Raw genomic sequence first — 19,216 nt, 5'->3', positions numbered from 1 at the left:
AGCACACGACAGGAGCACCGAGTGCCGAAGGTCAGTGACGACCATCTCGCGGCGCGCCGAAGTCAGATCCTCGACGGCGCGCGCCGCTGTTTCGCCGAATACGGTTACGAGGGCGCCACGGTGCGGCGACTCGAGGAGGCCACCTCGCTCTCGCGAGGAGCGATCTTCCACCACTTCAAGGACAAGGACGGGCTGTTCCTCGCGCTCGCCCGCGACGACGCGCGCCGCATGGCCGACGTCGCCGCCGAGCAGGGGCTCGTCCAGGTGATGCGGGACATGCTGGCCGCTCCCGACCAGTTCGACTGGCTCGGTACACGTCTGGAGATCGCCCGACGGCTCAAGACCGACGCCGAGTTCCGGGCCGGGTGGTCGGAGCGCTCGGTCGAGCTGCAGGACGCCGTCCTGTCACGTCTCGAGCGTCAGAAGTCTGCGGGCCGACTGCGGGACGACGTGCCCACCGCGGTACTGCTGGGATACCTCGACCTCGTCATGGACGGTCTCGTGACCCGCATCGCGTCGGGCCAGGGCACCGAGAATCTGTCGGCCGTCCTCGATCTGGTCGAGGAGTCGGTCCGTCGCGATCGGCCGTGAGCCGACTCAGGCGAGCGTGATCAGGTCGAGGTAGTCCTGCGACCAGTGGTCCTCGTTGCCGTCCGGCAGGAGGATCACTCGTTCGGGAGACAGTGCCTCGGCCGCACCCGGATCGTGCGTCACCAGCACGACGGCGCCCTTGTAGCTCCGCAGCGCCTCGAGGACCTGCTCACGCGAGATCGGGTCGAGGTTGTTGGTCGGCTCGTCGAGCAGCAGCACGTTGGCCGCCGACGAGACCAGGCCGGCGAGCGCGAGTCGCGTCTTCTCACCGCCGGAGAGAGTGCCGGCCGGCTGCTCGAGCTGCGGGCCGGTGAACATGAACGCACCGAGCAGCGACCGCAGCTCCTGCTCCGGGGTGTCCGGTGCCGCGTGCCGCACGTTCTCCCAGACCGACGCCATGTCGTCGAGGGTGTCGTGTTCCTGGGCGAAGTAGCCGATGCGTAGACCGTGACCGGGCTCGATCTGGCCCGAGTCGCTCTTCTCCGTGCCGGCGAGGATGCGGAGCAGCGTCGTCTTTCCGGCGCCGTTGAGGCCGAGCACCACGACGCGGGAACCGCGGTCGATGGCCAGATCCACACCCGCGAAGATCTCCAGGGACCCGTACATCTTGGTGAGGTTCGACGCCATGAGCGGCGTCTTGCCGCACGGTGCGGGCTCGGGGAAGCGGATGTGTGCCACCCGGTCGGACACGCGTTCCTCGTCGAGGTTCGCCATCAGCTTGTCGGCACGCTTGGCCATGTTCTGGGCGGCCACGGCCTTGGTGGCCTTCGCACCCATCTTGGCGGCCTGCGCGCGCAGAGCGCCGGCCTTCTTCTCCGCGTTGGCACGCTCGCGGCGACGACGCTGCTCGTCCGTCGAGCGCGCGTCGAGGTACTTCTTCCAGTTCATGTTGTAGACGTCCGGCTCGCCGCGGACGGCATCGAGGAACCACACGCGGTTCACGACGTCGTTCAGCAGCTCCACATCGTGACTGATGACGATGAGCCCACCCTCGTGGCTCTGCAGGAAGCCGCGGAGCCAGGTGATGGAATCGGCGTCGAGGTGGTTGGTGGGCTCGTCGAGCAGCAGCGTGGTGGCCGAGCGACCACCACTGCCGTCGGACGCCGCGAACAGGATGCGTGCCAGCTCGACGCGGCGGCGCTGACCGCCGGAGAGGGTGCGCAGGGGCTGCGCCAGGACACGGTCGGGAAGTCCGAGGCTGTTGCAGATGCGCGCCGCTTCGCTCTCGGCCACGTAGCCGCCGAGCGAGGCGAAACGCTCCTCGAGCTCGCCGTATCGGCGGACGGCCTTGTCGAGGCGATCCTCGTCGGCCACCTCGGCCATGAGCGCCTGCTGCTTCTCCATGTCGTGGAGCAAGGTGTCGAGTCCGCGGGCGGACAGGACGCGATCCTTGGCCAGCAGGTCGAGGTCGCCCTCCTTGGGGTCCTGCGGCAGGTAACCGATGTCCCCGGTGCGGGTGACCGAGCCGGCGTAGGGCTCGCCCTCTCCTGCCAGAATGCGAAGAGTGGTGGTCTTTCCGGCGCCGTTGCGGCCCACGAGGCCGATGCGGTCGCCGGCCTGCACGCGCAGGGCGGGCCCGGGAGCGGACAGAAGAGTACGCACGCCGGCACGAACCTCCAGGTCGGTGGCGGTGATCACGGTGCGAACTCCTCGATCGTCGTAGTTGTCCGGTGGCAGACCGGGCGCAGCGCGAAGTCGACTGCGCAGCAATCCCTCATTTTAACGCCTCCGCGGGATCCCACGGTCCACGCAGACGTGACTCCGCTAACGTTCGACGCATGGAGAAGGAACAGGATCTGCAGGGGCGTGTCGCCGTGGTCACCGGCGCGAGCCGCGGAATCGGTCGGGCCATCGCGGCCGACCTCCTCGCTCGCGGAGCCGCCGTGACGGTGACCGCCCGCAAGAAGGAGCAGCTCGACGCCACCGCCGAGGAGTTGCGCGCCGCGGTACCGGGGGCCACAGTGCTCGCCATCGCCGGCAACGCCGGGGACGAGGAGTCCCGCCGCGAGACGGTCGACCGCACGGTCGCCGAGCTCGGCTCACTCGACATTCTGATCAACAACACCGGCATCAATCCGGTGTACGGATCGCTGATGGAGGCCGATCTGGCCGGCGTCCGCAAGATCTTCGAGGTCAACGTCGTCGCGACGCTCGGCTTCATCCAGGAGGCGCACCGAGCGTGGATGGGCGAGCACGGCGGCTCGGTCGTGAACCTCGCCAGCGTGGCGGGAATCCGATCCACCGGAGTCATCGCCGCGTACGGCTCGTCCAAGGCGGCGCTCATCCGGCTGACCGAGGAGCTCGCGTGGCAGCTCGGACCCTCGATCCGTGTGAACGCGGTGGCCCCGGGCGTCGTCAAGACCAAGTTCGCCGAGGCACTCGTCGCCAATGGTGAGGAGGCGGCGGCCGCCGGCTACCCGATGAAGCGGCTGGGAACGCCCGAGGACGTGGCCTCGCTCGTCGGGTTCCTCGTGTCCGACGCCGCGTCGTGGATCACCGGTGAGACGGTGCGCGTCGACGGCGGACTGCTGGCGACGGGAACGTTCTGACCGACGTCATCGTCGTCGGCGCCGGCCCGTCCGGCCGCGCGGCGGCACATCGCTGCGCGGCCGCGGGGGCATCGGTGACTCTCGTCGACCCCCGTCCGGATCGTCGATGGATCAACACGTACGGGATGTGGACCGACGAGATTCCGGACTGGGTGCCGGAGTCGACGCGCGCGTCCACGTCCCGCTCCCCCGTCGTGGTCGGCACACGCCGACACGTGGTGGACCGTGAGTACTCGGTGCTCGACACCGGACGACTGCAGGACGGCCTCACGCTCGACGGAGTGTCGGTGGTCGCGGAGTCCGCGGCGGAGGTCACGCCCACGTCGATGACCCTGCGGAACGGCACGACCCTGTCCGGCCGGACGGTGATCGACGCCCGTGGCTCGGCGGTGGGCCCCGGAGTCCCCGAGCAGACGGCCCACGGGGTCGTGGTCGACGAGGACACCGCCGCACGTGCCTGCGGCGGCGAGTCCGCGGTGATCATGGACTGGCGGCGGGACAACGGTGCGGACGCGGACGCGGTGCCGTCCTTTCTGTACGTCGTGCCGCTGGGCGGCGGCGCGGTGTTGCTCGAGGAAACCTGCCTGGTCGGCCGGCCCGGCCTCACCTCACCCGAGCTCGCGCGTCGGCTGCTCGCACGACTGGCTGCGCGGGGTGTGACTCTGCGCGGCGACGAGCCCGTCGAGCGGGTGCGCTTCGCGATGCGTCCGCCGACCCGTCCGACGCGCGGGGTCGTCACCACCGGGACGCGGAGTCCGGCTCTGCACACCGCCACCGGGTACAGCGTCGCTGCCTCCCTGCGCCGAGCGGACGTCATCGCGTCGGTCGTGCTGGACGGCGGCGGCGTCGACTCGGCGGGATCGCGGGCGGTCACCCGGCTGCGGTCGGTGGGCGCGGACGCTCTGCTGTCCTTCCCGCCCGATGCCCTCGCGCCGTTCTTCGACCGATTCTTCGAGATGCCGTCGACGCTGCAACGGGCCTATCTGTCGTCGGACGACGACGTCGCCGGCATGTCCCGGGCGATGCTGACGCTGTTCTCGCGGATCGGTTCGTCCGACCGCCGCGTGATCCTCGGAGCGGTCCGTCGGGCGATGTTCTCCGCAGCGGTGGGGACGCGTTCGTGACGGGTGGTGGAAATGTGACCGGGCGTGCCCCAAGATTGGACACATGCGATCGATCTGGAAAGGCTCCATCGCCTTCGGCCTGGTGAACGTCCCGGTCAAGGTGTACACGGCCACCGAGGACCACGACATCAAGTTCCATCAGGTCCACGGCAAGGACGGCGGTCGCATCAAGTACGACCGGAAGTGCTCCGTGTGCGGTGAGTCGGTGCAGTTCGCCGACATCGACAAGGCCTACGAGACCCCCGACGGCGACCGGGTGATCCTGAACGATCAGGACTTCTCGTCGCTGCCCGCCGCCGAGAAGCACGAGATCCCGGTTCTCGAGTTCGTGCCGACCGACCAGATCGATCCGATCCTGTTCGACAAGAGCTACTACCTGGAGCCGGACTCGACGTCCCCGAAGGCGTACGTGCTCCTCCGGGAGACCTTGTCCACGACCGATCGCACCGCGCTGGTGCACTTCACGCTGCGACAGAAGACGCGCCTCGCGGCCCTGCGCGTGCACGACGACGTGCTGATGATCCAGACGCTGCTGTGGCCCGACGAGGTGCGGGCCGCCGAGTTCTCCTCGCTCGACGACGTCACCGCGCCCCGCCCCAACGAACTGAAGATGGCGGGGGCACTCGTCGAGAGCATGTCGGGCGACTTCGACCCGTCCGAGTACACCGACGACTACCAGATCGAACTCCGCAAGGTCCTCGACGAGATGATCGAGAACGGCGGCGAGAAGGTGGTGCACGCCGAACCGGAGGACACCGACTCGGGAGAGGACGCCGAGGTCGTCGACCTGGTCGCGGCACTCCAACGCAGCGTCGAGGCGGCGGGCCGGTCCGGCCGTGGTCGTCGCGGCGACACCGACTCGGCATCGACGAAGGACGAGTCGGGGAACGAAGAGTCCGCGACGAAGGCTCCGGCGAAGAAGGCAGCCGCGAAGAAGGCACCGGCCAAGAAGGCGGCGGCGAAGAAAGCGCCCGCCAAGAAGACGGCCGCGAAGAAGGCGGCGGCGAAGAAGGCCGGGAGCGGCACGTCGTCGGGCGACGAGGACCAGCAGCGCAAGGGGGCGTGAGGTCTCACGACCACGGCGTGCGCGTCCGCACGGGCCTCACAATCAAGTGCCCACGGAACCGTATGTCTCACAACGCCAAACGTGGTTGATCACCCCAAGGATGCTTTTACTCTCTCTGGAGAGACACAGCGAGTCGTCCCGGTCACACCGGCGACGGGCGCCGCATCCATCGGGGGAGATCACATGTTCGACGAGTACACGTTCAGCACTGTCGCCAACGACGGGCACCTGGTCAGTCCGGTCGTCGCTCTGACGGGCGACGCGCCGTCGCTGTTGTTCTCGCGAAAGTATGCGGACGTCGCGGCGCTGTCCGCCGGCGACCACGAGCTGCTGCGACCGATCGTCGATCCGAGCACCGCCGAGCAGGTGCGCTCCATGGCGCCGCCCGCCGACGAGATCGCGCTGGTGTTCGGTGCCAACGGCTTCGTCGGAGCGCATCTCGTCGCGGAACTGTCTCTGCGCCCCGGAATCACGACGGTCTACGCCGGTGTCCGATCCGCCGGCGACTCCTCCGCCGCCGAGCGTTTCGAGGAGACCGTCGCCCAGTACTCGATCACCGGGATCGATCTCGCGAAGATCGTCGTCATCGAGGCGGTTCCGACCCGGACGAACTTCGGTCTGGACGAGGACACCTACCTGCGGCTCCGCGGCACCGTCGACCAGGTGTTCAACTCGGCCAGTTCCACCGACTACGACTCCAGCTACCTCGAGTTGCGACAGGACTGGTTCGTCTCCCTGCTGCGCGTCGTCCAGTTCACCCTGGAGGACCGTCGCAAGCACCTCACCTACATGGGGTCGATCGGCGCCTTTATCTACACCAGCCCGGAGGACTTCCTGCGTCCCGATTCCTGGTGGTACTCGGGCTACTGTCAGATGAAGTGGATCAACGGTCAGCTCCTCGGATGGCTCGCACGGGACGGCGTCGCCTCCGTCACCCTGGTCGAGTCGCCGTACGTGCTCGGCAGCACCACCGTCGGCAAGGACCCGGGTCGCGTCTACAGCTTCTGGCGCGCGATCGAGCTGGCGAACAGTGTCGGTGCGATGTGGGACGGACCGGGCATGAACTACGCGCCCGTCGACGTGCTCGCGCGCGTGCTGGCGGACAACGCTCTCGGCGACGGCACGCTCCCCCACCTCGTACCGTCCAATCCGGTGCCCTACAGCAACGCCGTCCTGGCATCGGCTCTCGGCCTGGACCTCGTGCCGTGGGCGGAGTTCAAGGCGATTGTCGACAGCAAGATCCCGGCGGAGAAGACGGCGTCCCTGCTCGGGTCCGACGTCAACGACCTCATCCGCCGTTCCAACGCACCGTCGCTCATGCCGTCGTCCTTCGACGGATCCTCGTGGGATCACGATGCGCTCTTCGCGCTGTACCTGTCGGTCATCCAGTTCCGCGACGCGACGGCGCGCCGACCCCGACTGGTCACCGCGTGAGCAGAAGCGCACAGACACGCGACGTCCTCGGTCGTGCACGATGAGTCGCGTCCCGCCGCAACCGATGTTCCTGGAAACCGGCGCGAGGTACCGGGTCCGGGTGTTCCTCGGCGATTTCGTGAACTTCACGCTCGGGCTCGTCTACTACGTCGCCTGCGCGACCCTCGGGGTGCTCGCCGTCGCGATCGACGCCGTGCTGCGCACCCATCTCTACGACGCGTTCATCGCACTGGTCGAGCGCATCGACCACGGTAAGGAGACGGTGGTGGAGCCGTCGTGACCAGAGCAGCCACCACCGCCGGAACCGTGGCTCTCGCCGCGCTCGTCGGCGGGTACTCGTACTGGCGCAGCGCCGCCTTTCTCCGTGATCCCGAGCGGTCGGTGCCCCCGGACCCGTCGTCCATCGTGTCGGCGGCCGACGGCTACATCACCTACGTCAAGCGTGTCGAGTCGGGCCAGATGCCGGTCGCCGTGAAGAAGCGGCGCACCATCCGGCTGTCCGAGTACGCCGGGATCGACTCCGACGCGAGCGGGTGGCTCGTCGGCACCTACATGACCGAGCACTCGGTCCACCGCAATCGCGCACCGATCGAGGGGGCGGTGGTGGTGCGTGAACACCGCGGCGCGGCGCCGTTCAACAGGTCGATGGCTCGCATGACGGCGAACCTGTTCCTGCACCGCACGCCCTACGACGAGGGGTGCGAGTACCTCCTGACCAACGAGCGACTGACCATCGGTGTCCGGCACGCCGACGGTCCCACCGTCTTCGTCACACAGATCGCCGATCTGTGGGTGGACCGGATCGTCGCCCACGTCGAGGTCGGTGAGAATCTCGCTCGCGGCGAGCAGTACGGCCTGATCCGCTTCGGGTCACAGTGCGACGTGTTCCTTCCCGACGCTCTGCTCGACGGCGACGTCCTGGTACGGCCGGGGCAGTACGTGTGGGCCGGTGAGTCGGTGCTCGCCCGGTCCGTCGTGCGGCCGGCACCGACGACCCGGAGCACGATGCAGGACGACCTCGAGGAGGCCCTCTCATGACCTCACGTACGGTCGGTCGGCCGGTCACGACCGCGGCCGTGACCATCACAGCGGTACGCACCCGTCGCGACTGGTCGGCCTTCGCGAAAGTCCCGTTCGCGGTCTATCGGAACGACCCGAACTGGATCCCCGGCGACATCGCGGACGTGGGCTCGATGCTGCGTCGGCCCTCTGAGGAGACGCAGAGCCGGATGACGAGTCAGGCGTTCCTCGCGTATCGCGGTCGGCGGCTCGTGGGGCGGATCGCGGCCATCGCCGACCTGGTCTTCATCTCGCACTACGAGGAGCAGACCGCGTACTTCGGCTACTTCGAGTGCCTCGACGACCGGGAGGCCGCGCACGCTCTGCTCGACGCCGTGGCCGCCTGGGCTCGGGGGCGGTCGCTGAGCACCGTGGTGGGTCCGATGAGCCCGTCACTGCTGTGGAGCGCGGGAGTGCTGGTGCACGGCAACGACATTCCGCCGCTGGTCGGGATGCCCCACAATCCCCCGTATTACGCCGATCTCCTCGAGTCGTGGGGTATGACCAGCATCAAGGAGTTCCACAGCTTCTATCACGACGACCCGCACACGCTCGTCCAGTCGCCGCCGTTCGCACGCAAGTACGCGATGGGCCAGAGGTGGAAGGCGCGGTCGTCCGTCGTCGTCCGGCCGATGAATCCGGCGACGTTCGACGAGGACGTGGCCAAGCTGCGCGTGCTCTACAACACCGCATTCGCGTCGTTCTGGGGATTCACGCCCGTGGAACCCGACGAACTCGATGCGCTCGTGGCGACCATGCGTCCGATCCTCGATCCCGAGATCGTGCTGTTCGCCGAACTCGACGGCGAGGTCGTCGGCTTCGTCATGGGGATCCCGGACGTGAACAAGGCGGCCCTCGGAGCGGTGCGCTCACGGTTCGGCATCGTGCGCGATCTCCACACGATCGCGCGGTGGCGGGGGCCCGGCGGACGCAGACACCGCACGCACGTGCGGCTCGACATGATGTTCGTGGACCCGAGCTGCCCCGACAAGGGCACCTCGGCACTGCTGATCTTCGAACTGTTCCAGCGCATCCACGACGGCGGATACGCCTCCGTGGAAGCAGCCCCCGTGCTGGCGGACGGGGGCTGGTTCCACTCGGTGCGTTCGTCCTACCCGGTGGACCCGAGCAGGACGTACCGCATCTTCTCGCGTGAGATCGGGTGAGCCGGCTCTAGACGGTGAAGCCGAGCGCGCGCAGCTGCTCGCGGCCGTCGTCGGTGATCTTGTCCGGTCCCCACGGCGGCATCCAGACCCAGTTGATCTTGAGGTCCTCGGCCAGACCACTGCGCACCAGGGCGGTGCGGCTCTGGTCCTCGATGACGTCGGTCAACGGGCACGCCGCGGACGTCAGCGTCATGTCGAGGGTGACCACGGCCTCGTCGTCGATGGTGATTCCGTAGACCAGTCCGAGGTCGACGACGTTGATGCCGAGCTCGGGGTCGACGACGTCACGCATGGCCTCCTCGAGGTCTTCGATGACGGAATCGGGCGCCACTGCGCCGTTGTCGGTATCGGTCATGATCGTCCTCCACTGTTCGCGTGCTCGTCCTGCGTCTCCACAGTACGAACAACGGCGTCCTTGAATGCCATCCATCCGAGCAGCGCGCACTTCACGCGTGCCGGGTACTTCGCCACACCCGCGAAGGCGATGCCGTCGCCGATGACGTCCTCGTCACCCTCGACGGTGCCGCGGCTGCCGACCATCGCCGAGAAGGCGTCCACCGTGAGAAGCGCGTCCTCGACGGAGAGTCCGACGACCTGGTCGGTCAGAACCGAGGTGGCCGCCTGACTGATGGAGCACCCCTGCCCGTCGTAGGACACGTCGGCCACGACACCGTCGGCGACGTTCACGCGCAACGTGACCTCGTCACCGCACGTGGGGTTGACGTGGTGCACCTCGGCGCCGAACGGCTCGCGGAGCCCACGACCGTGCGGGTGCTTGTAGTGATCGAGGATCACTTCCTGGTACATCTGTTCCATTCTCACGCGGCACCGCCGACGCCGAAGAACGTCTGTGCCGTGCGGATCGCGTCGCGCAGCGCGTGCACTTCCTCCACCGTGTTGTAGACGGCGAACGAGGCACGGGCCGTCGCGGCCACGCCGAAACGACGGTGCAGCGGCCACGCGCAGTGATGCCCGACGCGGATGGCGACGCCCTCGTCGTCGAGGATCTGCCCCAGATCGTGCGCATGGATGCCGTCGACGACGAACGACACGGCTCCCCCGCGATCCTGCGTGACCGTGGGCCCGATGATGCGGAGCCCGTCGATGGTGGCGAGTTCCGACAGTGCGGCAGCAGTGAGCGTCTGTTCGTGCGCGGCGACGGCGTCCATCCCCAGCGCGTTCAGGTACTCCACGGCGGCACCGAGACCGACGACCTGCGACGTCATGGGCACACCGGCCTCGAACCGCTGCGGGGGCGGTGCGTAGGTGGTCTGTTCCATCGTCACGGTCTCGATCATCGACCCGCCGGTGATGAAGGGAGGCATGTCGGCCAGGAGCGCAGCCTTGCCGTACAGGACACCGACCCCGGACGGTCCGAGCATCTTGTGCCCGGAGAACGCCGCGAAGTCGACGTCGAGCGCGGAGACGTCCACCGGCATGTGCGGCACCGACTGGCAGGCGTCGAGGACGACCAGTGCGTCGACCGCCCGTGCACGACGGACGAGTTCCTCGGTGGGAGCCACCGCGCCCGTCACGTTGGACTGGTGGGTGAACGCGACCACGCGCGTGCGGTCGGTGAGCTCGAGCGAGTCGAGGTCGATCCGGCCGTCGTCGGTGACCCCGTACCACCGGAGCGTCGCACCGATGCGACGTGAGAGCTCCTGCCACGGAACCAGATTCGCGTGGTGTTCGAGCTCGGTGATGACGATCTCGTCACCGGGACGCAGTGACCGCGCGAAGCGGTCGTCGCCGAGGACGTGCGTGACCAGGTTGAGCGACTCGGTGGCGTTCTTGGTGAACACGATCTCGTCCGCGCGGGCACCCACGAAGGCCGCGATGCCCGCGCGGGCACCCTCGTAGGCGTCCGTGGCCTCCTCGGCCAGCTGGTGGGCCCCGCGGTGCACGGCGGCGTTGCAGGTGGTGAGGAAGTGCCGCTCGGCATCGAGCACCTGCACCGGACGTTGAGACGTCGCGCCGGAGTCGAGGTACACGAGAGGCTTGTCGTCGCGCACGGTACGACCGAGGATCGGGAAGTCCTCCCGAAGCCTCGCTACGTCCAGGGTGCCGACCGACGCGACGGCCGTCATGCGCCCGCGGTGGTCTTCGTGAAGCGCTCGTATCCGTTGGCCTCGAGCTCGTCGGCCAGCTCGGGTCCACCGGACTCGACGATGCGGCCCGCGGAGAACACGTGTACGTGATCGGGCGTGATGTAGCGCAGGATGCGGGTGTAGTGCGTGATCAGGAGAATGCCGCCGTTCTCCCGCTCCTTGTAGCGGTTGACACCCTCCGACACGACCCGCAGGGCGTCGACGTCGAGGCCCGAGTCGGTCTCGTCGAGGATGGCGATCTTCGGCTTGAGCAGACCCAGCTGCAGGATCTCGTGGCGCTTCTTCTCGCCGCCGGAGAAGCCTTCGTTGACGCTGCGCTCGGCGAAGGCCGGATCGATGTCGAGCTCGGTCATCGCCTCCTTGGCCTCCTTCACCCAGTGCCGCAGCTTCGGGGCCTCGCCGCGCACGGCGGTGGCCGCGGTGCGGAGGAAGTTGGACATGGAGACACCGGGAACCTCGACGGGGTACTGCATCGCGAGGAACAGGCCGGCGCGAGCACGCTCGTCCACGGACATCTCCTGCACGTCCTCACCGTCGAGCAGGATGGTGCCCGAGGTGACGCGGTACTTGGGATGACCGGCGATCGCGTAGGAGAGCGTCGACTTGCCCGAGCCGTTGGGGCCCATGATGGCGTGCGTCTCGCCCGACGAGACCGTCAGATCGACGCCCTTCAGGATCTCGATCGGCTGCGCGGCGTCGTCGGTGTTCGCGACGTCGACGTGCAGATCGCGGATTTCGAGAGTGGACATGATGTTCCTTGCCTGTCTGTGAATCGGGAGAAGGTGGTCGCGCGAGGGGTCAGACGCCGGTGATGGCGAGTTCCGCCTCGACCGCGTCGGAGAGACGCTCACGGATGGACGCGACCGGGATCTTCGCGATGATGTCGTGGAAGAAACCGCGCACGACGAGCTTGCGTGCCTGGTCCTCCGGGATGCCGCGAGCACGGAGGTAGAACAGCTGCTCGTCGTCGAAGCGACCCGTGGCACTCGCGTGACCGGCCCCGACGATCTCGCCGGTCTCGATCTCGAGGTTCGGGACGGAGTCCGCGCGCGCGCCGTCGGTGAGAATCAGGTTGCGGTTGAGCTCGAACGTGTCCGTGCCCTCCGCCTTCGCACCGATGACGACGTCGCCGACCCACACGGTGTGGGTGTCGGGCTTCTTCGACGCCGGGTCGCCCTGCAGGGCGCCCTTGTAGACCACATTGGACTTGCAGTGCGGCGCGGTGTGGTTGACCAGCAGGCGCTGCTCGAGATGCTGACCGTCGTCCGCGAAGTACAGGCCCAGGAGCTCGGCGTCGCCACCCGGACCGGTGAAGTTCACCGTCGGGGTCAGGCGCACCAGGTCGCCGCCGAGGCTGACCGACACGTAACGCAGGACGCTGTCGCGGCCCACCTTCGCGTGATGCGACGCGACGTGCACCGCGTCGTCGTCCCACTCCTGCAGCGCGACGACCGTGAGGTGTGCGCTGTCCGCGACGACGAACTCGACGTTCTCGGCGTAGGTTCCGCTGCCGCGCTGCTCGAGCACGACGGTCGCCTTGGCGAACGCCTCGACGCGGATCTGGACGTGGCCGTAGGCGACGACGTCCGCTCCCGGACCGTCGACCGTCACGATCAGCGGATCCGCGAGCTCTGCCTCGGAGGCCACCGTGACGACGGTGGCCGAGTCGAAGGACGAGTACGCCTGGGCGGCGACCCGATCGGCCGGCGCACCCGCGGTGCCGAGCCGCGCGTCGTCACGACCGACGGTCTCGACGCGCACGGACTCGGGCGCGTCGGTGACCGTCACGGTCGCGGAGCCCGTGGCCACGGCGGTGCCGTCGTGGAGACCGCGCAGGCGCCGCAGCGGTGTGAAGCGCCAGATCTCATCGCGGCCGGACGGCACCTCGAACGCGGCGACGTCGTAGGACGAGAACTGCGCGCCCTTGTTCGCGACGATCGCGCGCTTGTTCTCGGTGGCGGGGTTCTCGCCGGTGACGGCAGCCTTCACCCCGGTGTCGGTGTGGGGCAGGGTCATCCGACCGATCCCTCCATCTGCAGCTCGATCAGGCGGTTGAGCTCGAGGGCGTACTCCATCGGGAGTTCCTTCGCGATGGGCTCGACGAAGCCGCGCACCACCATGGCCATCGCCTCGTCCTCGGTCATGCCGCGGCTCATCAGGTAGAACAGCTGATCGTCGCTGACCTTGGAGACGGTGGCCTCGTGGCCCATCGTCACGTCGTCCTCGCGGATGTCGACGTACGGGTAGGTGTCGCTGCGGCTGATCTGATCGACCAGGAGTGCGTCGCACTTGACGGTCGACTTCGACCCGTGCGCGCCCTTGTTGATCTGGATCAGGCCGCGATACGATGCCCGGCCGCCGCCGCGAGCGACGGACTTGCTCACGATGTTGGACGACGTGTTCGGCGCGAGGTGGAGCATCTTCGAGCCGGTGTCCTGGTGCTGGCCCTCGCCGGCGAACGCCACCGACAGAACCTCGCCCTTGGCGTGCTCACCGGTCATCCACACGGCCGGGTACTTCATCGTGACCTTCGAGCCGATGTTGCCGTCGATCCACTCCATCGTCGCGCCGGCCTCGGCCTTCGCGCGCTTGGTGACGAGGTTGTAGACGTTGTTCGACCAGTTCTGGATGGTGGTGTAGCGGCACCGACCACCCTTCTTCACGATGATCTCGACGACCGCCGAGTGCAGCGAATCGGACTTGTAGATCGGCGCGGTGCATCCCTCGACGTAGTGCACGTAGGCACCCTCGTCGACGATGATGAGCGTCCGCTCGAACTGACCCATGTTCTCGGTGTTGATGCGGAAGTACGCCTGCAGCGGGATGTCGACGTGGACGCCCGGCGGCACGTAGATGAAGGACCCACCGGACCACACCGCGGTGTTCAGCGCGGAGAACTTGTTGTCACCGGCCGGGATCACCGAGCCGAAGTACTCCTGGAACAGCTCCGGGTGCTCACGCAGACCCGAGTCGGTGTCCAGGAAGATGACGCCCTGCTCCTCGAGATCCTCGCGGATCGAGTGGTAGACGACCTCGGACTCGTACTGAGCGGCGACACCCGACACGAGGCGCTGCTTCTCCGCCTCCGGGATGCCGAGGCGGTCGTACGTGTTCTTGATGTCGGCGGGCAGATCGTCCCACGTGGCGGCCTGCTTCTCGCTGGACCGCACGAAGTACTTGATGTTGTCGAAGTCGATGCCGTCGAGGTTCGAGCCCCAGTTCGGCATGGGCTTGCGCTCGAACGTGCGCAGCGCCTTGAGGCGTGCCTCGAGCATCCACTCGGGCTCGCTCTTCTTGTCGGAGATGTCGCGGACGACGGCGTCGCTGATGCCGCGCTTGGCGCTCGCACCGGCGACGTCGGAGTCGGACCAGCCGTATCCGTAGGTCCCGAGAGACGCGATGGTCTCGTCCTGCGTGAGTGTCGCGGGCACCGTGGGGGTCACCTGGTCTGGTGTGACGGTCATGCGGGCTCCTTCCGGAGACGATCGAGCGGGCTGTTCGGGCTGGAGCTGGTGGTACGGGCCGAATCGAGAGCTGTGCGGTCGTGGTGGACCGTGCCGCTGTCGGCAGCATCACTCGGTGCAACGCCGACATCGTCGTCGGTATTGCCTGATTCGGGAGTCGAGAGTGTGCGAAGGGGCACATGGGTGGTGCACGCGCAGTCGCCGTTGGCGATGGTGGCGAGGCGCTGCACGTGCGTTCCGAGCAGATCGGCGAACGCCTCGCGCTCGGCGGTGCACAGCTCGGGGAACTCGGCCGCGACGTGCGAGACCGGGCAGTGGTGCTGGCAGATCTGCACCCCGTTGCCGACCGGGCGGGTGGAGGCGGCGAAGCCGGACTCGGTCAGCGCCTCGGCGATGGCGTCGGCCGTCTCGGAGACGGACTGCTGCGAGGACGTGTCGGCAGGCTCGACGTCGCCCACGATGGACTGGATGCGTCGGCGGGCGAACGTGCGCACCGCGTCGTCGCCGCCGATCTCCCGTAGGTGCCGCATGGCCGCACCCGCGAGATCGTCGTACGAGTGGCCGAGTCGAGAGCGTCCGTGCGCGGTCAGGGAGAACAGCTTCGCGGGGCGACCGCGGGTACGTGCACCGGGACGCGAGGTCATCGTGACGCGCGCGTCGCCCGCGTCGATGAGAGCATCGAGGTGGCGCCGCACGCCGGCGGCGCTGATGCCCAGACGGGACCCGACCTGGGTGGCGCTGATCGGACCCTCCTCGAGCAGGAGCGTCACGACGGACGACCGCGTGCGACCCTCCGACGTTGCCGAGCCCGACGTTGCTGAACCAGATCCCGAAGCCGGAGTGACAGTGACCGACGCGACGTCGGCGCGGGCGCTGACGCGCTCGCCGGAACGTTCGGTAGTCGTTTTCACAACACCAGTGTGACCGAATTACCGGAGAGGTTCCAGCAAGGGCACCCTGGGTAGCAGGGCCGATGCCGCGGCGACGTTCGTGATCGGCGCCGGTGTCGATACGCTCCGTTCTGTGCCCGCACCTGCCGACGACTCCGTGCCCTCCGCGCCGGTGACACCGACCGACGCCTCGGCGTCTCTCGCGGGCGGCACCGACGACGTGGTCACGGCGGGTGCGACGGAGCCGAGTCGCTCCGGTACCGCCGCGCGGATGCGGGCGACGGCCCGTCGAGCGACGCGTCGGGTGCTGGGGATCGAGGGGTCTCCGCGCAGCGACCGCGTCGCGTTTCTGCACGACAACGAGCCCGAGCGCCCCGAACTGAACGCCGCCGAGGTGCGCGATCTCACACGGATCCGCCGCTTCGGTGCCATCGGCGCCGCGATGATGGCCCTCGGTGCACTGGGCGCCGGCGCACAACCGGTTCTCCAGAACCCGGTGCAGGGTGTCCGCGTGCTCGGGCTCTTCGCTCGCGCGCTCCCCGCCGCACTCACCATCACGATGATCGGCACCGCCGTCGTGGTGCTCGCATGGCTGCTCCTCGGCCGCCTCGCCGTGGGATCTTTCGGCGCGCACTCGTCGCCGCGCCGGATGTCTCGCTCCCAGCTGGACCGCACGCTCGCGCTGTGGATCGTGCCGCTGTGCGTCGCGCCACCGATGTTCAGCAAGGACGTCTACTCGTACCTGGCGCAGAGCGAGATCACGGCCCGCGGACTCGATCCGTACGCCATCGGTCCGCAGGCGGCACTCGGCGTCGACCATGTGCTCACCAGGACCGTGCCGACCATCTGGCGCGACACCCCGGCGCCCTACGGACCGTTCTTCCTGTGGATCGGTCGGGGCATCACCGCGCTCACCGGTGACGACATCGTCGCCGGGATCTTCCTGCATCGCATCGTCGCGCTGATCGGCGTCGCGCTCATCGTGTGGGCTCTCCCCCGCCTCGCCGCCCGGTGCGGAGTGTCCAGCGTGGCGGCGCTGTGGCTCGGTGCCGCCAATCCGCTCCTGCTCTTCCACCTCGTCGCCGGGATCCACAACGAGGCCGCAATGCTGGGCCTGATGCTCGCGGGGCTCGAACTCTCGTTCCGTGCGGTCGAGTCCGCGGCACCACTGCGGGGCCGTACCGGCGTGCTGCTGCTCGCCGGCGCGGCGGTCATCGCCCTGTCCGCGACGATCAAGATCCCGTCGGTGCTCGCGCTCGGATTCGTGGGCATGGCCCTGGCCCGTCGATGGGGTGGTCGGCCCCGCGACGTCGCCGCCGCCGCCGCCCTGCTCGGCGCGGTGACCGTCGCCGTGATCCTGGGCGTCAGCGCCGCGAGCGGGCTCGGATTCGGCTGGCTGGACACCCTGGGCACGGCCAACGCCGTGCGCAGCTGGATGTCGTTGCCCACACTGCTCGGCCTCGCCACGGGAGGCGCCGGCGTCCTCCTCGGCATCGGCGACCACACCACTGCCGTGCTGTCCCTCACCCGCCCGATCGCCTCCCTGGTGGCCGCGCTGATCATCGTGCGGATGCTGGTGTCGGTCCTGCTGGGTCGGCTCCACCCCATCGGAGCCCTCGGCGTGTCGCTCGGGGCACTCGTGCTGCTCTTCCCCGTGGTCCAGCCCTGGTACCTGCTGTGGGCCGTCACCCCGCTGGCCGCCTGGGCCACCCGACCGGCGTTCCGGGTGCCGGTGATCGTCTTCTCCGCGTTCGTCTCGCTGATCGTCATGCCGACCGGCGGTGAGGTCCAGCCCTTCGTCATCGTCCAGGCGGCGGTGGCGACAGTCCTGACGATCGCCGTGCTGTACGCCTCGACGAGGCGACTGCTGCCCTGGCGGGCACGCGACGGGGCGGCGGCGCCGGACCGTCCGTCGGACGCCTACGCTGGATCATCGTGACCGCCCGACCTGTCCCTCCGCCCACGGCGTCCGATGCCGGGACGCCGACGGACTCTCCGGCGGTGTCGCTCCGCGGTGTGGTCAAGCACTTCGGTGACGTCGCGGCCGTCGACGGACTCGACATCGAGCTGCAGCGCGGCCGGGTGCTCGCACTCCTCGGTCCCAACGGGGCCGGCAAGACCACCACCGTCGAGATGTGCGAGGGCTTCCACACGCCCGACTCCGGTGAGGTCCGCGTCCTGGGGCTCGATCCCATCGTCGACTCCGACCGTCTCAAGCCGCGGATCGGGGTGATGCTGCAGGGCGGCGGCGCCTACCCCGGCTCGCGTGCGGGCGAGATGCTCGACCTCGTCGCCGCGTACTCGGCCGACCCGCTCGATCCCAAGTGGCTCCTCGGACAGTTGGGGCTCACCGATGCCGTCCGCACGCCGTACCGACGACTCTCCGGCGGTCAGCAACAACGCCTCTCACTGGCCTGTGCGCTGGTCGGCCGCCCCGAGCTCGTGTTCCTCGACGAGCCGACCGCCGGGCTCGACGCACAGGCCCGGCTCCTCGTGTGGGACCTCGTCGAGGCGCTGCGGCGCGACGGCGTGAGCATCCTGCTGACCACCCACCTCATGGACGAGGCCGAGCACCTCGCGGACGACCTGGTGATCATCGACCACGGCCAGGTCGTCGCCTCGGGGACGCCCACCGAGCTCACCCGTCGGGGCGCCGAGGGCCAGTTGCGCTTCTCCGCACCCTCCGGCCTCGACCTGTCGTTGCTGCAGATGGTGCTGCCCGAGGGGTTCGATCCGGTCGAGAGTTCGCCGGGCTCGTATCTGCTCGAGGGGACTATCGACCCCCAGGTGCTCGCGACGGTGACCTCGTGGTGTGCTCGACTGAACGTGCTGGCCACCGATCTCCGTGTGGAGCAGCGCAGCCTCGAGGACGTCTTCCTCGACCTCACGGGGCGGGAACTGAGAGGGTGAGCGTGACATCACGGTCCGAACGTGCGTCCGACCGATTCGCACCGGGGACGTTCACACCGGATCCCCGGCCCGCACCGCGCCGCCGCATGCTGCTGGCGCAGAGCCGCCTCGAACTGCTTCTGCTGCTGCGCAACGGTGAGCAGCTGCTGCTGACGATGTTCATCCCGGTGACCTTGCTCATCGGCCTCACGCTGCTGCCGTTCGGCGACTTCGGCACCGAGCGCGTCGGCACCGTCGTGCCCGCCGTGATGACCGTCGCGGTGATGTCGACCGCGTTCACCGGTCAGGCCATCGCCGTCGGCTTCGACCGGCGCTACGGCGCTCTCAAGAGACTCGGCGCCACCGCTCTGCCGAAGTGGGGCGCGATCGCCGGGAAGTCGATCGCCGTGCTCCTCGTGGTCGTGCTGCAGTCGGTACTGCTCGGCGCCATCGGCCTCGCCCTCGGGTGGCGTCCGACTCCCGGCGGACTCGTGCTGGGCGCGCTGGTCATCGCTCTGGGCACCGTCACCTTCGCCACGATGGGCCTCCTGCTCGGCGGGACGCTGCGGGCCGAGATCGTGCTCGCCCTCGCCAACATCGCGTGGTTCGTGATGCTCGGCATCGGCAGCGTGGTGTTCGCGAACGAGGCACTCCCCGGCGGCGTCCGCATGATCGCGCGACTGATCCCGTCGGGCGCGATGGCGGAGACGCTCGAGCAGGCAGTCGTGGGACGAGCCGATCTGTTCGGCATCCTGGTCCTCGTCGTGTGGGCGGCGATCTGCGGCTTCTGGGCGACCCGCAAGTTCTCGTTCACCTGACACCGAAGCCGCAGTCCGACCACCCGAAGCCGCAGGCCGACTGCCCCAGGCCGCAGGC

The 19,216-nt window shown here is 68.6% G+C and carries 19 protein-coding genes; 11 read left to right on the top strand and 8 right to left on the bottom strand.

What is annotated here, in order from left to right; all coding sequences use genetic code 11:
• Positions 1 to 21: 21 nt before the first annotated feature.
• Positions 22 to 591 carry a TetR/AcrR family transcriptional regulator gene (locus tag QE397_RS09150; protein WP_027505306.1) on the top strand — a complete coding sequence of 190 codons (570 nt, stop codon included), beginning with the start codon at positions 22 to 24 and terminating at the stop codon, positions 589 to 591.
• A 6-nt stretch (positions 592 to 597) separates the two neighbouring features.
• On the opposite strand, the gene QE397_RS09145 is transcribed toward QE397_RS09150, so the two are convergent.
• Positions 598 to 2,229 carry an ABC-F family ATP-binding cassette domain-containing protein gene (locus tag QE397_RS09145; RefSeq protein WP_027505305.1) on the bottom strand — a complete coding sequence of 544 codons (1,632 nt, stop codon included), beginning with the start codon at positions 2,227 to 2,229 and terminating at the stop codon, positions 598 to 600.
• 140 nt (positions 2,230 to 2,369) lie between these two features.
• Here QE397_RS09145 and QE397_RS09140 point away from each other — a divergent pair, with 140 nt between their 5' ends.
• From QE397_RS09140 to QE397_RS09110, 7 genes are all read left to right on the top strand, one after another.
• Positions 2,370 to 3,140 (top strand): SDR family oxidoreductase, encoded by a 771-nt coding sequence (locus QE397_RS09140; protein WP_027505304.1) that lies wholly within the window; start codon positions 2,370 to 2,372, stop codon positions 3,138 to 3,140.
• Positions 3,137 to 4,264: a lycopene cyclase family protein gene (locus QE397_RS09135; RefSeq protein ID WP_307097454.1), complete on the top strand. Its 1,128-nt coding sequence runs from the start codon at positions 3,137 to 3,139 to the stop codon at positions 4,262 to 4,264. The genes QE397_RS09140 and QE397_RS09135 overlap by 4 nt, the downstream gene beginning before the upstream one ends.
• Before the next feature lie 43 nt (positions 4,265 to 4,307).
• Positions 4,308 to 5,330: a Ku protein gene (locus tag QE397_RS09130; protein ID WP_307092943.1), complete on the top strand. Its 1,023-nt coding sequence runs from the start codon at positions 4,308 to 4,310 to the stop codon at positions 5,328 to 5,330.
• Positions 5,331 to 5,513: 183 nt separating this feature from the next.
• The gene (locus tag QE397_RS09125) at positions 5,514 to 6,764 is read left to right on the top strand and encodes an SDR family oxidoreductase (RefSeq protein ID WP_261769385.1); all 1,251 of its coding nucleotides are present in this window, start codon (positions 5,514 to 5,516) and stop codon (positions 6,762 to 6,764) included.
• Between the two features lie 40 nt (positions 6,765 to 6,804).
• Positions 6,805 to 7,044, top strand: a complete 240-nt coding sequence (locus QE397_RS09120) for a hypothetical protein (protein ID WP_155956982.1) — start codon at positions 6,805 to 6,807, stop codon at positions 7,042 to 7,044.
• Positions 7,041 to 7,802, top strand: a complete 762-nt coding sequence (locus QE397_RS09115; RefSeq protein ID WP_081821190.1) for a phosphatidylserine decarboxylase — start codon at positions 7,041 to 7,043, stop codon at positions 7,800 to 7,802. The genes QE397_RS09120 and QE397_RS09115 overlap by 4 nt, the downstream gene beginning before the upstream one ends.
• The gene (locus QE397_RS09110) at positions 7,799 to 8,989 is read left to right on the top strand and encodes a GNAT family N-acetyltransferase (protein ID WP_051613225.1); all 1,191 of its coding nucleotides are present in this window, start codon (positions 7,799 to 7,801) and stop codon (positions 8,987 to 8,989) included. The genes QE397_RS09115 and QE397_RS09110 overlap by 4 nt, the downstream gene beginning before the upstream one ends.
• Positions 8,990 to 8,996: 7 nt before the next feature.
• Here QE397_RS09110 and QE397_RS09105 read toward each other — a convergent pair whose 3' ends face one another.
• The 7 genes from QE397_RS09105 to QE397_RS09075 are packed head-to-tail and all read right to left on the bottom strand — an operon-like array spanning position 8,997 to position 15,472.
• Positions 8,997 to 9,344, bottom strand: coding sequence for a metal-sulfur cluster assembly factor (locus QE397_RS09105; RefSeq protein ID WP_027505300.1), 348 nt, complete (start codon positions 9,342 to 9,344; stop codon positions 8,997 to 8,999).
• Positions 9,341 to 9,811 carry a Fe-S cluster assembly sulfur transfer protein SufU gene (gene sufU, locus QE397_RS09100; protein ID WP_027505299.1) on the bottom strand — a complete coding sequence of 157 codons (471 nt, stop codon included), beginning with the start codon at positions 9,809 to 9,811 and terminating at the stop codon, positions 9,341 to 9,343. The genes QE397_RS09105 and sufU overlap by 4 nt, the downstream gene beginning before the upstream one ends.
• A complete protein-coding gene (locus QE397_RS09095; RefSeq protein WP_307092938.1) occupies positions 9,808 to 11,076 on the bottom strand; it encodes a cysteine desulfurase in 1,269 nt (422 codons plus the stop codon). Before QE397_RS09095 ends, sufU begins: the two co-directional genes overlap by 4 nt.
• The gene (sufC, locus tag QE397_RS09090) at positions 11,073 to 11,846 is read right to left on the bottom strand and encodes a Fe-S cluster assembly ATPase SufC (protein WP_027505297.1); all 774 of its coding nucleotides are present in this window, start codon (positions 11,844 to 11,846) and stop codon (positions 11,073 to 11,075) included. The genes QE397_RS09095 and sufC overlap by 4 nt, the downstream gene beginning before the upstream one ends.
• A gap of 49 nt (positions 11,847 to 11,895) precedes the next feature.
• Positions 11,896 to 13,113: a Fe-S cluster assembly protein SufD gene (sufD, locus tag QE397_RS09085; RefSeq protein ID WP_222637586.1), complete on the bottom strand. Its 1,218-nt coding sequence runs from the start codon at positions 13,111 to 13,113 to the stop codon at positions 11,896 to 11,898.
• Entirely contained in the window at positions 13,110 to 14,561 is a 1,452-nt protein-coding gene (gene sufB / locus QE397_RS09080; protein WP_027505295.1) for a Fe-S cluster assembly protein SufB, read from the bottom strand. The genes sufD and sufB overlap by 4 nt, the downstream gene beginning before the upstream one ends.
• Positions 14,558 to 15,472 (bottom strand): metalloregulator ArsR/SmtB family transcription factor, encoded by a 915-nt coding sequence (locus QE397_RS09075; protein ID WP_328812938.1) that lies wholly within the window; start codon positions 15,470 to 15,472, stop codon positions 14,558 to 14,560. Before QE397_RS09075 ends, sufB begins: the two co-directional genes overlap by 4 nt.
• A 250-nt stretch (positions 15,473 to 15,722) precedes the next feature.
• Between QE397_RS09075 and mptB the strand changes: the two genes are divergently transcribed.
• From mptB to QE397_RS09060, 3 genes are read left to right on the top strand one after another with little or no spacing between them, the layout of a single operon-like run.
• Positions 15,723 to 17,390 (top strand): polyprenol phosphomannose-dependent alpha 1,6 mannosyltransferase MptB, encoded by a 1,668-nt coding sequence (gene mptB, locus QE397_RS09070; protein ID WP_051613271.1) that lies wholly within the window; start codon positions 15,723 to 15,725, stop codon positions 17,388 to 17,390.
• Positions 17,387 to 18,361, top strand: a complete 975-nt coding sequence (locus QE397_RS09065) for an ABC transporter ATP-binding protein (protein ID WP_051613224.1) — start codon at positions 17,387 to 17,389, stop codon at positions 18,359 to 18,361. The genes mptB and QE397_RS09065 overlap by 4 nt, the downstream gene beginning before the upstream one ends.
• A complete protein-coding gene (locus tag QE397_RS09060) occupies positions 18,358 to 19,158 on the top strand; it encodes an ABC transporter permease (RefSeq protein ID WP_027505292.1) in 801 nt (266 codons plus the stop codon). The genes QE397_RS09065 and QE397_RS09060 overlap by 4 nt, the downstream gene beginning before the upstream one ends.
• The last annotated feature ends 58 nt before the right edge of the window (positions 19,159 to 19,216 follow it).

Source organism: Rhodococcus sp. SORGH_AS_0301, from assembly GCF_030818285.1.
Lineage (GTDB): Bacteria > Actinomycetota > Actinomycetes > Mycobacteriales > Mycobacteriaceae > Rhodococcoides.
The sequence above is the reverse complement of the archived record's forward strand: the minus strand, read 5'-3'. Positions and strand labels throughout refer to the sequence as shown.

Bases quoted from the DNA above. Each gene is read 5' to 3' on its own strand.
- QE397_RS09140 (WP_027505304.1), top strand. From the start codon at position 2,370: ATGGAGAAGGAACAGGATCTGCAGGGGCGTGTCGCCGTGGTCACCGGC.
- QE397_RS09130 (WP_307092943.1), top strand. From the start codon at position 4,308: ATGCGATCGATCTGGAAAGGCTCCATCGCCTTCGGCCTGGTGAACGTC.
- QE397_RS09125 (WP_261769385.1), top strand. From the start codon at position 5,514: ATGTTCGACGAGTACACGTTCAGCACTGTCGCCAACGACGGGCACCTG.
- QE397_RS09120 (WP_155956982.1), top strand. From the start codon at position 6,805: ATGAGTCGCGTCCCGCCGCAACCGATGTTCCTGGAAACCGGCGCGAGG.
- QE397_RS09110 (WP_051613225.1), top strand. From the start codon at position 7,799: ATGACCTCACGTACGGTCGGTCGGCCGGTCACGACCGCGGCCGTGACC.
- QE397_RS09105 (WP_027505300.1), bottom strand. From the start codon at position 9,344: ATGACCGATACCGACAACGGCGCAGTGGCGCCCGATTCCGTCATCGAA.
- QE397_RS09095 (WP_307092938.1), bottom strand. From the start codon at position 11,076: ATGACGGCCGTCGCGTCGGTCGGCACCCTGGACGTAGCGAGGCTTCGG.
- sufC (WP_027505297.1), bottom strand. From the start codon at position 11,846: ATGTCCACTCTCGAAATCCGCGATCTGCACGTCGACGTCGCGAACACC.
- sufD (WP_222637586.1), bottom strand. From the start codon at position 13,113: ATGACCCTGCCCCACACCGACACCGGGGTGAAGGCTGCCGTCACCGGC.
- sufB (WP_027505295.1), bottom strand. From the start codon at position 14,561: ATGACCGTCACACCAGACCAGGTGACCCCCACGGTGCCCGCGACACTC.
- mptB (WP_051613271.1), top strand. From the start codon at position 15,723: ATGCGGGCGACGGCCCGTCGAGCGACGCGTCGGGTGCTGGGGATCGAG.